Origin of the sequence: Pseudomonas thivervalensis (assembly GCF_001269655.1) — a bacterium.
In the GTDB taxonomy this organism is placed as follows: Bacteria; Pseudomonadota; Gammaproteobacteria; order Pseudomonadales; family Pseudomonadaceae; genus Aquipseudomonas; species Aquipseudomonas thivervalensis.
The window spans coordinates 286,755-300,682 of the sequence record NZ_LHVE01000012.1; the positions used below are offsets into that span (position 1 = coordinate 286,755).

The window sequence follows — 13,928 nt, forward strand, 5'->3', positions numbered from 1 at the left end:
TTAAGCCGCCTGCGCCACGCAGTGCTCGATCAACGCTTCGAGCTCTTCCTGGTACGCACGCATCAAACCCTCGACAGTCTCGGCACGGTAGCGGCGGGTGCTGAAGATGCAACGCAGCGCCAGGCGCCCGTCGTACACCTGCCCCACCACTTCCAGCCAGTTGCCCAGCGCGGCGTGCGGGCTGTAGCAACTGCCGTAGCTTTCCGCCGCCGGCACCAGCAACGCCTTGTCGTCGAAGCTCTGGTCGAACTGCCCCAGGTAGTTGAACGTCACCCGTGCCTGAGGGGCACGCCCCAAGGTAGCGGCCATCGGCTCGCCGCTCATGTAGCGCAACACGCCGTAGCCCAAGCCCTTGTTCGGCACCGCGGCCAACTGCCGTTGCACCGCCCGCACCGACGTGCCGATATCGGCTTCGGGGCTCGGGGTCAGGCGCACCGGGAACATGCTGGTGAACCAGCCCAGGCTGCGGCTCAGGTCGATGTCCTTGACCAAGTCCTCGCGACCATGTCCTTCCAACTGGATCAGCACCGAAGGCTGCTGGCTCCAACGGCACAACACCCGACTCAGCGCCGCCAGCAACACGTCGTTGATCTGCGTCTGGTAGACCGCCGGCACTTGCTTGAGCAATTGCTGGGTGTGCTGCTCCGACAGGCTCAGATGCGCCACCGACTGGTACTGCACCTGGTTCTTGCCGCGCAGGTTGTCACACGGCAACTCGCTGCCCGGCTGGTCGATCTGCTCCAGCCACCAGGCTTTCTCTTGCGCCGGATAATCCAGCGCATAGGCTTGCAGGCCCTCGGCCCAGGCCCGGTAGCTGCTGGTGCGAATCGGCAGGTTCGGCGCCTGGCCTTCACTGTAGGCCGTATAAGCGGTCTGCAGATCCTGCAGCAGCAAACGCCACGACACCGTGTCGATGACCAGGTGATGAATGACCATCAGCACGCGGATTTCACCGTTGCCCAAGGTCACGTGCGCCGTGCGCCACACCGGGCCGTTGTGCAGATCGAGGCTGCGTTGCACCTGTTCGGCGTACAACTCCAGCTCGGCTTCATCGGCCACGCTGTGCTGCCACAACAAGGGTTCGCTGGCCCACTGCGCCTGCATGTCTTCCAACGCCTGGTAATGCTGCAGATGACGCCCGCCGACTTCGCTGAAGCGCAGGCGCAAGGCATCGTGCTGTTGCATCATGCCGCGCAACGCCAATTCCAGCGCGGTCAGGTTCAACCCCTGACGGGCCCGCAGCATCAATGCCTGGTTGTAATGATGGGGTTCGCTCATGCGCTGGTCGAACCACCACTGCTGGATCGGAATCAGGTTGAACTGCCCTTCGGCCGCCACCTGGGTCACGTCCTCGGCCGTCACGGCGACCGCGTTCGAACGCTGGTCGAAAATCGCCTCGATGGTCTGGCCGCGCATCAGGTCCCGCAGCTTGAGCTCCATCTTCAGCTCGCCATGGTTGCGCACCCGCGAGACCACTTGCAGGCTGAGGATCGAGTCACCGCCCAATTCGAAGAAATTGTCGGTGATGCCCACCCGCTCGACTTGCAACACCTCGGCCCAGACCTCGGCCAGCAGTTGCTCGTCGCGGTTGCGTCCCGGCACATACTCGGCGCCCTTGAATTCCGGCTCCGGCAGGGCCTGGCGATCGAGCTTGCCGTTCGGCGTGACCGGCAATGCCTCCAGACAGATGACCTGGGCCGGCACCATGTAGTCCGGCAATTGCGCCCGCAGTTCAGCCTTGAGCCGGTCGCCGATGGCCACACCGTCGGGGGTGACCACGTAGCCGATCAGTTGCTTGCCCGAGGCACTGTCGCGGGCGATCACCAACGCATCGCTGACGTCGTCCAGTTGCCGCAGGCTGGCCTCGACTTCCCCCAGTTCGATGCGGAAGCCGCGCACCTTGATCTGGTGGTCGATACGCCCGACGTAATCGAGCACGCCGTCGACGCGCTGGCGCACCAGGTCGCCGCTGCGGTACAGGCGGTCGCCCGGCTGGCCGAACGGATCCGGCACGAAGCGCTCGGCACTCAGGTCCGGGCGACGGTGATAACCACGGGCGATGCCCGCGCCACCGATGTACAACTCGCCGGCGATGCCCGGCGGCAACGGGTTGAGGTTATCGTCGAGCACATACAAGGCGCGCTCGCCCACCGCACGCCCGATCGGCGCGTAGGCGGCCTCGCAACGTTCGCTGGCCGGCACCTTCCACAGCATGGGGGTGACCACGGTTTCCGTCGGGCCGTAGCCGTTGGTGAAGAATTGCGGACGCAGCGCTGCCTTCACCTGCTCGAAGGTCTGGTCCGGCACCGCATCGCCGCCGAAGCAGTACACCCGCACCGACGGTGGCGCCAGTTGGCTGTTGGCGGCGTATTCGGCCAGTTGCTTGAGGTAAGCCGGCGGGAAGCAGGCGATGGTGATGCCGTGACGGTGCAAGGCATCGAAGGTTTGCTCCGGCGTCCACAGCGCACCGTCGCGGATCACCAGGGTGCCGCCGCTGAACAACGTACTCAACCAGCGTTCATGGGCGCCGTCGAAGGCGAATGACATGAAGTGCAGCTCTCGGGTGTGTTCGTCCATGTCATACAGCCCGGCGATGGCCTGGCAATGCATGCTCATCGGCCCGTGTGCCACGGCGACGCCTTTGGGTCGACCGGTGGAGCCCGAGGTGTAGATCAGGTAGGCCAGGTTGCCGCCGAGCAAACCGCTGCGCGGCGGCAGGTCGCTGTAGCCACGGCTGTCGAAACCGTCGATGGCCAGGCGCGGCAAACCGTCGACGTCAGGCAGGCGCCCCTGCACCCGGCTGTGGGTCAGCAACAGCGCCATGGCCGAATCTTCGATCATGAACGCCAGGCGCTCGGGCGGATAATCAATGTCGAGCGGCACATACGCCGAGCCGCTTTTCATCACCGCCAGCAGCGCCACGACCATGTCCACAGAACGCTCAAGGGCCACGCCGACCACCACTTCCGGGCCGGCGCCGAGTTCGATCAAGCGGTGGGCCAGGCGGTTGGCCCGCCGCTCCAGTTCGCCATAGTCCAGCGCGTCGTCGCCACACACCAGCGCCGTGGCCTGCGGACGCGCCTGGGCATGCCGGCCAATCAGTTCCGGCAACAGCTGCGACTGATAGCAGCCGTTCGGCGTCGCGCTCCATTGTTCGAAGGCCTGCCACTGTTCCACCGACAAGCGCTGCAGGTTGCCCAGGCACGCGTGGGGCGCATGGATCATCGCTTCGAGGGTGTCTTCCATGGTCCGGCGGATGCGCTCCACCGCTTCGACGCTGAAGGCGTTGCGCAGGAACAGGTACTCGATGGACAGCGTTTCGCCCAGGTTGACCGCCAGGTCCATCGGGAAGTTGGTCACGTCATGATTGCGCGACTCGCCGAAGCTCAGGCCGGTGTCCTGCTGGTCGCCCAGGCGTTCGTCGATGGGGTAGTTTTCGAACACGATGATGCTGTCGAACAAGCCCTGCCCGCCCAGGCCCGACCAGCGTTGGATGTCCGCCAGCGGTGCATGGGAATGCTCACGGATATCCGTGTTGTAGGCCTGCAACTGTTGCAGCCATTGATCCAGTGGCTGCTCGGGATCCAGGGTCTGGATCACCGGCAAGGTGTTGATGAACAGGCCGAGAATGTTGTCGGCGTTGACCAGCCCCGCCGGACGCCCGGCGACGGTGGCACCGAAGACCACGGTGTTCTGCCCGGTGAAGCGTTGCAACAACAGCAGCCACGCCCCTTGAATCAACGTATTGGGGGTGATCTGCAAGGCGCGGCAGGCCTGTTGCAGGCGAGCGGTCTGCGTCACGTCCCAGCGCGAATACAACGCCTCGTGCCCCGGCAATGCCTCGACGTGCCGCGGGAACATCGCCTGGTTGAGGGAGGTCGCCTGTTCCAACGAATCGAGTCGGCTGCGCCAGAAACGTTCCAGTGCGCCCTGGTCCTGGCGTTGCAGCCATTCGATGAACTCGCGGTAGCGACCATTGCGGCTGGGCACCTGCCCGTGGGCGTAGAACTGCATCACCTCGCCAAACAACCGTGAACTGCTCCAGCCGTCCATGAGGATGTGATGACAGGTCCAGATCATCTGGTAGCGATCGTCTCCCAGGCGCAGCAACAGCACCCGTTGCAGGGGCGCACGGCTCAAGTCGAAACCGGCCAGGTAATCGGCGGTCGCCCGGGCGCCGATCGCCTGCTCGCTGATGTCCTGTCCACGCCAGTCTTCGATCTGCAACGGCAGCTCAACGCGACGATGGACGATTTGCACCGGCGCGCTCAAGCCATCCTGCCAATGGAAACTGGTGCGCAGGATGTCCTCGCGTTCGATCACCGAGGTCCAGGCCCGGGCGAAACGCTCGGTGTCCAGGCCATGCACCGGCAGGCTGATCTGGTTGATGTACAAGCCGGAGCTGTCGTCGGCCAGGGTATGGAACAGCATGCCGTCCTGCATCGGCGACAGCGGATAGATGTCTTCCACCTGCGCCACCGGCACCGGCAAGCCGTTGAGTTGCGCCTGGCTCAGGCGCGCCAGCGGGAAGTCCGAAGGGGTCAGGCCCAAGTGCCCGTCGGTGCAGCAATGGTCGATCAGGCGCTGCAACGCCACGGCGTAGGCATCGGCCACCTGCTGGAGCGTAGCCTCGTCGAAGACATCGCCACTGAAGGTCCAATCGAGGGACAACTGGCCGTTGAAGATCCGCCCGTCAATGGTCAGCCAGTTGCCCAGCGCCACGTCATCGCCGTGCCCTGCGCCACTGCCCTCCTCACTCGGCACGAACAGCGCCTGTTCATCGAAGCTCTGGTCGAACTGCCCCAGGTAGTTGAAGGTGATGCGCGCTGGCGGCAGTTTTGCCAGCCGCTGTTGGACCGCTTCGGCGCCGAGGTAGCGCAGGACGCCGTAGCCCAGGCCCTTGTTCGGCACCGCGCGCAGCTGTTCCTTGATCCGCTTGATCGACTCGGCGGGGTCGCTGGCCGGTGTCAGCAACACCGGGAACAGGCTGGTGAACCAACCAACGGTGCGACTCAGGTCGATGCCATCGAACAGCTCTTCGCGGCCATGGCCTTCGAGCTGCACCAGGCAGGCCGGTTGCCCGGTCCATTGGCAGACCACTTGCGCCAGGGCGCTGAGCAGCAAATCGTTGACCTGGGTGCGATAGGCCGTCGGCGCTTGCTTGAGCAAACGCTGGGTCTGGGTGGCGTCCAGGCGTGTGCTCACCGAACGGCCATGGGCCGCGGCCTGGCTGCCTTCGGGCCGGGCCCGTGGCAACGGTGGCAGAGGCTGATCCAATTGCCCGACCCAATAATCCAATTCCTTGTTCAGGGTTTCGCTGTGGGCGTAATCCTGCAACTGAGCGGCCCAGGCCTTGAACGCCGTGGACTTGTCCGGCAAGGCCGGCGTCTGGTTCGCCCGCAGTTGGCGATAGACGTTCTGCAGGTCTTCCAGCAGCACCCGCCACGACACGCCGTCCATGACCAGGTGATGAATCGCCAGGTGCAGGCGCGAACTGCCGTCCTGCACCGCGATCAGGCTGCAGCGCAGCAATGGGCCGTGTTGCAGGTCGAGGCTGCGTTGCGCCTGGTCGGCGATGGCGACGATCTCGGCGGCGTCCTGGGCGGTGCGCTGCCAGATCTCCAGCGGTTGCTCATCCACGGCCTGATGGCTGGCGTGCCAGCGGCCATCGTCGGCCTGGGCGAACCGCAGGCGCAGGGCATCATGATGGGCCACCACCTGCTGGAGGGCCTGTTGCAGAGGGGCGATCTCCAAGGGTTCGCGCGGGGTCAGCAGGACCGATTGGTTCCAGTGATCGCGGTGCGGGATATCGCTGGCGAAAAACCAGTGCTGCATCGGCACCAGCAAGCTGTCGCCGGTGACCGGTCCCTGGTCGATCACCGCCTCATCGGCCACCGTGGCGACCCGCGCCAGGGCCTGGATGGTCTGGTGCAGGAACAGGTCCTTGGGAGCCAGGCCGATGCCTTGGGCACGCGCCCGGCTGACCACCTGGATCGAGTTGATCGAGTCGCCGCCCAGGGCGAAGAAGTTGTCGGCTGTGCCCACCCGCTCGACGCCGAGCACCCCTTGCCAGATCTCCACCAGCGCCCGCTCGATGGCGTTGACCGGTGCCGTGAATGCTTCTTGACGTTCGGCCAGGTCCGGCGCCGGCAACGCCTTGCGGTCGAGTTTGCCGTTCGGGCTCAGCGGCATGTGTTCCAGGCGGGTCAGGTGCGTCGGCACCATGTGCTCCGGCAGGTTCAGGCGCAAATGGGCCAGGAGCGTCTCGCGCAGCAGCGTCCAGTCGCCGGTTGCAGCGGCCTGGGCGACCACGTAGCCGCTCAGCACCTTGCCGCTGCGGCTGTCCTGGGCCACCACCACCGCTTCGCGCACCGTCTCATGTTCAAGCAGGCGCGCTTCAATCTCGCCCAATTCGATACGGAACCCGCGGACCTTCACCTGATGGTCGATCCGGCCGATGTAGTCGATCACCCCGTCCGGGCGATAGCGCGCCAGGTCGCCAGTGCGGTATAGCCGCTCGCCGGCCACGAACGGACTGGCGACGAAACGCTCGGCGGTCAGTTCGGGACGACGGTGATAACCGCGGGCCAAGCCCTGGCCGCTGAGGTACAGCTCGCCGTTGACGCCGTTCGGCACCGGGTTCAGCTCATCGTCGAGGATGTAGGTCAGCAGGTTGGCAATCGGCTCGCCAATCGGCACCGCATCGCGCCCTTCGTCGCGGCAGGTCCAATGGGTCACGTCGATGGCCGCTTCGGTCGGACCGTAGAGGTTATACAGCCGCGCATTGGGCAACTTGGCGAACACCCGTTGCTGGGCGTCCACCGGCAGGGCTTCGCCGCTGCAAACGATGCGGGTCAGGCGGGTGCAACGGCTGACATTGGCGTCGAGCACGAACGCTTGCAGCATCGACGGCACGAAATGCAGGGTGGTGATGGTTTCCCGTTCGATCAGGCTGACCAGTTTTTGCGGGTCGCGATGATCGCCCGGTGCCGCGACGACCAGGCGCACGCCGGTCATCAATGGCCAGAAGAATTCCCAGACCGACACGTCGAAGCTGAACGGCGTCTTTTGCAGGACACTGTCGCCTGCGCCCAGGCCATAGGCCTGTTGCATCCAGCACAAGCGGTTGGTCAGCGCGCCATGGCTGTTGCCGGCGCCCTTGGGCTTGCCGGTGGAGCCGGAGGTGTAGATCACATAGGCGAGGTTCTGGGCGCTGACCCGGGATGGCGGATTGTCGGTGGCGTTGTCCCGCAGCCAGTCGTCATCCCCATCCAGCACCAGCGTGGTGACACCACCCTCTGTGGGAGCGAGCCTGCTCGCGATGAGGCCATCACATTCAACATCAATATCGACTGTCAGGCCGCCATCGCGAGCAGGCTCGCTCCCACAGAACTGGCTGAGCAGCGATTCCTGGGTCAGCAGCCATTGAATGCCGCTGTCCTCGATCATGTAGGCCAGGCGTTCCGGCGGGTAATCCGGGTCCAGCGGCACGTAGGCGCCGCCGGCCTTGAGGATCGCCAGCAGGCCGACGACCATTTCCACGCTGCGCTGCACCGAGATGCCCACCAGCACATCCGGGCCGACGCCACGGGCGATCAAGGCGTGGGCCAACTGGTTGGCGCGGGTGTTGAGCTGGGCATAGCTCAGCGATTGTCCTTCGAACACCAGCGCCTCGGCATGGGGATCACGCTCGACCTGGGCTTCGATCAGATGATGGACCGGGACATGGTTCGGGTAAGCGGCGTAGGTGCGGTTCCAGTCCTCGACGATCAAGCGTCGCTGTGCCCCGTCCAGCATCGGCAGTTCGGCGATGCGCTGGGTCGGGTTGGCGACGATGGCGCGCAACAGGTTCAGCCAGTGCTCGCCGAGGCGGGCGATGGTGCTCGGCTCGAACAGGTCGCTGGCATAGGTCAACGCGGCACTGAGGCCTCCGGCATACTCGAAGGTGTCCAGGGTCAGGTCGAACTGGGCGGTGCCTGAATCCCAGGTCAGTTGCTCCAGGCTCAGGCCCGGTAACGCCGACAGGTCCCGGCGGGCATCGCTGGCATGGTTGAACATCACCTGGAACAGCGGCGTGTGGCGCAGGTTGCGCGCCGGGGCCAGCAGTTCCACCAGTTGTTCGAACGGCAGGTCCTGGTGGGCCTGGGCACCCAATGCGCGTTGCTTGACTTGATCGAGCAACTGGTCGAACCGCAGGTTGCCGTCGATGTCGGCCTTGAGCACCTGGGTATTGACGAAGAAGCCCAGCAAGCGCTCGGTTTCCACCCGGTTGCGGTTGGCGATCGGCACGCCGACGCGGATGTCGTCCTGGCCGCTGTAGCGGTGCAGCAAAGTCTGGAAGCCGGCGAGCAAGAGCATGAACAGCGTGCTGTTGTGCTGCTGGGCCAGGCGCTTGAGGCCTTCGGCCAGGGCCGGTTCGATGACGATGGGCAGCCGTGCGCCGCGATAGCTTTGCTGGGCCGGGCGCGGATGGTCGGTCGGCAGTTCGAGAATCGGTTGCTCGCCGCCCAACTGTTCGATCCAGTAGTCGAGTTGACGCTGCTGCTCCCCCGCCGCCAGCCATTGCCGCTGCCAGTGGCCGTAGTCGGCGTACTGGATCGGCAGCGGCGCCAGTTCTACCGCCTGGTCCTGGCTGAAACCTGTGTACAACTGCAGCAGGTCGTCGACCATGATCTGCATCGACCAGGCATCGGACACGATGTGGTGCTGGGTCAGGATCAGCACATGATCATCAGCGCCCAGTTGCAGCCACTTGACCCGCAACAACGGGCCGCGCTGCAAATCGAACAGTTGCCGGGTTTCGGCTTCGATCAGGCCGCGCAAGACTTGGTCATCGACAGTGGCGTCGATCGACTCGATCGCCAGGGCCAGCGGCGCCGGTTCGTCGATCACTTGCAGGGGGTGTTCGTTATCGAGCACGAAGCGGGTCCGCAGGCTCTCGTGACGCGCCACCAGCGCATCGAAACTCCGTTGCAACGCGGCACGGTCGAGGGCACCGCGCAAACGCAGCGCTGCGGGAATGTGGTAGGCGCTGCTGGTGGGTTCCAGTTGCCAGAGGAACCACTGCCGTTGCTGGGCGAACGAGAGCGCCAGCGGCTGGTCGCGAGCAATGCGCGGGATGCTCGCTTCATCCTGCGCCGATGCCGTGCCCATAGCCTCGACAAATGCCCGCAGGCTGTTATGGGCGAACAACAGGCGCAACGGCAACTGGACGTTCAGTTGCTGGCGGATCCGCGACACCACCTGGGTCGCCAGCAGGGAGTGGCCACCCAGTTCGAAGAAATTGTCCTCCAGACCGACCCGCTGGACCTTGAGAATATCGGCCCAGATCGTCGCCACCGCCTGTTGCGCGGGCGTCTGCGGCGCGACATAGGTTTTCTGCCACTGGTTGGCATCGGGCTTGGGCAACTGCTTGCGATCCAGCTTGCCGTTGGGCGTCAGTGGGAAGCGCGGCAACAGCACCATGTGCGCCGGCACCATGTAGTCGGGCAGGTTGACCTTGAGCCGTGCGCTGAGGCTGTCGCGCAGGCCGCTCTGGGCGGTGGCGTCCAGGTCGCTCAGTTCCGCGCTCGGCACGATGTACGCCACCAACGCCTGGCCGCCCGGCGCCTCCTGGGCCAGCACCGCCGCTTCACGCACGCTGTCCTGTTCCAGCAGGCGCGCTTCGATCTCCCCCAGTTCGATGCGGAAGCCGCGGATCTTCACCTGATGGTCGATGCGCCCGAGGTACTCGAGGATGCCGTCGGCACGCTGGCGCGCCAGGTCACCGGTACGGTACAGGCGCTCGCCGGCGACAAACGGATGAGGCACAAAACGTTCGGCGGTCAGTGCCGGACGTTGGAAATAACCACGGGCCAGGCCCTGGCCGCCGATCAGCAATTCGCCGGCCACGCCATAGGGCACCGGCATCAGGTCGGCACCGACAATGTACAGCGCGGTGTTGTCGATGGGTCCGCCGAGCCACGGTTGTGGGGCCTGGGTCTGCAACGGGTGCAAGGCCGACCAGATGGTGGTTTCCGTCGGGCCGTAGAGGTTCCACACTTCACCGCCGAGGGCGAGCATGCGCACGGCCAGTTCCTGGGGCAGCGCCTCGCCCCCGCACAGGCATTTGCAGCCGCGCAGACCCTGGGCGTTTTCATTGTCCAGCAACATGCGCCATGTGGACGGCGTGGCTTGCACCACATTGACCTGCTCAGCCGCGATCAGCGCCAACACCGCATACGGGTCCTGGGCGACGTGCTGGCCGGTCAGCACGATGCACGCGCCGACCATCAGCGGCACGTAGATTTCCAGGCCGAAAATATCGAACGAGAACGTGGTCAGCGACAGCGCCCGGTCCCCGGCCGTCATGCCCGGTGCCTTGGCCATGCTCGCGACGAAGTTGGTCAGCGCGCCGTGGCGCACCATCACGCCCTTGGGCTTGCCGGTGGAACCGGAGGTGTAAATTGCGTAGGCCAGGTGCTCCGCATCCAGGCGCGTCACGGGTGCCTCGCAGCTATAGCCGTCGAGCCAATCACCCGCCTGATCCAACACCAATGTCTTAACGCCAACCCCCGCCCCTGTGGGAGCGAGCCTGCTCGCGATAGCGTCGGCACACCCACCATCGCCATCGACTGAACCACCGCCTTCGCGAGCAGGCTCGCTCCCACAGGGTGGTGAGAATTGGTTGAGAAGCGAACGTTGGGTCAGCAGCAGCTCGATGCCGCTGTCTTCGATCATGTACGCCAGGCGGTCCTGGGGGAACGCCGGGTCCAGCGGCAGGTAGGCGCCGCCGGCCTTGAGGATCGCCAGCAGGCCCACCAGCATGTGCGCGCTGCGCTCCACGGCAATGCCCACCAGCACGTCGGAGGTTACGCCGAGGCTCTGCAGTTTCCCCGCCAACTGGTTGGCCCGGGCATTGAGTTGGCCATAGCTCCAGCGCTCGCCATCAATCACCAGCGCCGGAGCGTCCGGCGTGCGCGCTGCTTGTCTTTCGAACAGTTGATGGACAAAACCCGCCTCGGGCGCTGGCGCCGCGGTGCGCTGGCCATCGTCGAGCAGCGCCTGGCGCTCGGCTGCGTCGAGCAGCGGCAATTCACCGATGCGCTGCGCCGGGTCGGCCACGACCGCCCGCAACAGGTTCTGCCAATGCCCGGCCATGCGCGCAATTGTTTCGGCGCCAAACAGGTCGGTGGCATAGATAAGTGCAGCCGAAAGGCCTTCGCCATGCTCGACGGTTTCGAGGGTGAGGTCGAATTGTGCCGTGTGAGAATCCCAGCTCAGCCCCTCGACTTTCAAGGCACCGACCGGCCCCTCGCCCGCCGGGCCTTGGGTCCGGTGGTTGAACATCACTTGGAACAGCGGGCTGTGGCTCAGGTTGCGTTCCGGCTGCAACGCCTCGACCAGTTGTTCGAACGGCAGCTCCTGGTGAGCCTGGGCACCCAGGGCTGTGTGTTTCACTTGTTGCAGCAGGGCACCAAACGAATCCTCGCTCTGCACATCGCTGTCGAGCACCTGGGTATTGACGAAAAAGCCGATCAGGCGCTCGGTCTCGACCCGGTTGCGGTTGGCCGTTGGCACGCCGACACGAATATCGTTCTGGCCGCTGTAGCGATGCAGCAGCGCCTGGAACGAGGCCAGCAAAATCATGAACAGGCTGACGCCCTCACGCTGGGCCATCTGCTTGAGGTCACCGGCCAGTACCCCGTCGATGGCCAGCTCCAGCCGCGCGCCGCGATAGCTCATCACCGCCGGACGCGGAAAATCGGTCGGCAATTCCAGCACCGGTTGCTGGCCACCCAGACGTGCGGTCCAGTATTCCAACTGGCGCTCGCGCTCGCCCGCTTCCATCCAGTGCCGCTGCCAGATGGCGTAGTCGGCGTACTGGATCGGCAGCGCTGGCAGTTCCGGCGCGTGGCCCTCGCTGAAGGCGGCGTAACCGTTGACCAATTCCTCGACCATCACCTGCATCGACCAGCCATCGGCAACGATGTGGTGCAAGGTCACGATCAGCACATGATCATCCGCCGCCAACCGCAGCAGGCGCGTGCGCAGCAATGGCCCCTGTTGCAGGTCGAAGAGCTGGCGGGTTTCTGCTTCGATCAACTGGCGCAGTTGCGTCTCGTCCGGCAATTGCTCCAGGGTGTCTGCCTGCAAACGCACCGGCGCCGCCGCGTGCACCTGCTGCACGACCTGCTCGCCATGGGTCTGGAAAGTGGTGCGCAAGCTCTCGTGACGCGCCACCAACGCCGTGAAACTCCGCTCCAGCGCAGCGATGTCCAGCGGCCCGCGCAAGCGCAGGGCCGTGGGCATGTGATAAGCCGCGCTCTCGGGGTCCAACTGCCACAGGAACCATTGGCGTTCCTGGGCAAACGACAGCGACAACGTGTCGAACTCGGCACTGACGGGCGCAATGGGCAGGTTCGCCGGGGAAACGTTCTCTTCGAGCATTTTCTGCAAGTACAAGCGACGTTTTTCCAGCGGCAGCGTTATGAAGCGCCTGGCAATACGTTGTGCGACAGCGGTGTCCATCAAACCTCCTCAAATTCATCGAGCAGCGCTTCAAGCTTGCTCAATTTCGACGTACTCATGGGTTCGCCGGCAGGCTCGAGTTGCGCCACGAACGCGCCGAGTACCGGGAATTGGAAAATCAGTTGCGGGGTCAAGGTCAGGCCCAGCTCCAGTTGCAGGCGCGAAACCACGCTCACCACCAGCAGCGAATGCCCGCCCAGTTCGAAGAAGTCGTCGCCCAGCCCGACCTGCTCGACCTTGAGCACGTCTTGCCAGATCGCCGCGACCCGGCATTCCAGATCGCTCTGCGGCGCCAGGTAGGCCGATTGCAGGGCACGGGTGTCCGGCGCCGGCAAGGCCTTGCGATCGAGTTTTCCGTTGGGGGTCAGCGGCAAGCGGTCGAGGAAGACCCAATGGGTCGGCACCATGAAGTCCGGCACCTGGACCGCCAGTCGCGCCTTGAGCTGTTCGCCCAGGCTGGCCGTGTCGATCATGCTGTCTTGGCCGACCAGATAGGCCACCAGGTTCGGCCCGCTCACGTCGTCCCGCGCCAGCACGACCGCATCGCGCACATCGGCATCGGCCTGCAGGCGCGCTTCGATTTCCCCCAGCTCGATGCGTAAGCCACGGATCTTCACTTGGTGATCGATCCGGCCGACGTATTCGATCACCCCGTCCGCGCCATAACGCGCCAGGTCACCGGTGCGGTACAGGCGACCGCCCGCAACGGGAGCGAACGGATCGGGAATGAAGCGCTCGGCAGACAGTGCCGGTCGTTGGTGGTAACCACGGGCCAGGGACTCACCGGCGATGTGCAACTCGCCGATGGCGCCCACGGCGCAAGGCTGCAACGCCGCATCCAGGACGTAGGTGCGCACGTTATCGATGGGACGGCCAATGGCGATGATTCGCTCGGCGTCGTCTTCGCTGTCGCGCACCACGGCATGGCTGCTGGTGTCGATGGTCGCTTCGGTCGGGCCATACAGGTTGCGCAGTTCGCCATCGAACAGCGCCATGACCTGGCGCGACAGGTGCGCGCTGAGGGCTTCGCCGCCGCACAGCAGCAGCCGCAGGGAGGCCAGTTGTTCGCGGGTCGCCAGTGGCAGCAAGGCCTGCAACAGCGAGGGCGCCATTTGCAGCACGCTGATGCGCCACCGCGCCACGTCGGCCCAGAGGGTGGTCAGGTCAAGGTTCAGGTGCGGGCTGGCGAGCACCAGTTGCGCGCCGCTCATCAACGGCAGCCAGAACTCCCAGACCGAGGCATCGAAACTGATCGCGGTTTTTTGCAGGACGCGGTCGGCGGTCGTCAGTTTCAAACAATCTTGCATCCACGCCATGTGGTTGCTCAGGGCAGCATGGCGCAGGGTCACGCCCTTGGGCTTGCCGGTGGAGCCGGAGGTGTAGATCACGTAGGCGAGGTTTTCGCCGTCGATGACCAC

The 13,928-nt window shown here is 65.0% G+C and carries 2 protein-coding genes (1 of these 2 only partly in view); both read right to left on the reverse strand.

The window, feature by feature from the left end; genetic code table 11:
* On the reverse strand, positions 1-12,510 hold the full coding sequence (locus AD659_RS17675) for a non-ribosomal peptide synthase/polyketide synthase (RefSeq protein WP_053123572.1): 12,510 nt from the start codon (positions 12,508-12,510) through the stop codon (positions 1-3).
* A protein-coding gene (locus tag AD659_RS17680) for a non-ribosomal peptide synthase/polyketide synthase (protein WP_053123574.1) crosses the window boundary here: on the reverse strand, positions 12,510-13,928 show its 3' portion. It continues 9,669 nt past the right edge of the window; the window shows 1,419 of its 11,088 coding nt (coding positions 9,670-11,088); the start codon falls outside the window, past its right edge; it ends in the stop codon at positions 12,510-12,512. Before AD659_RS17680 ends, AD659_RS17675 begins: the two co-directional genes overlap by 1 nt.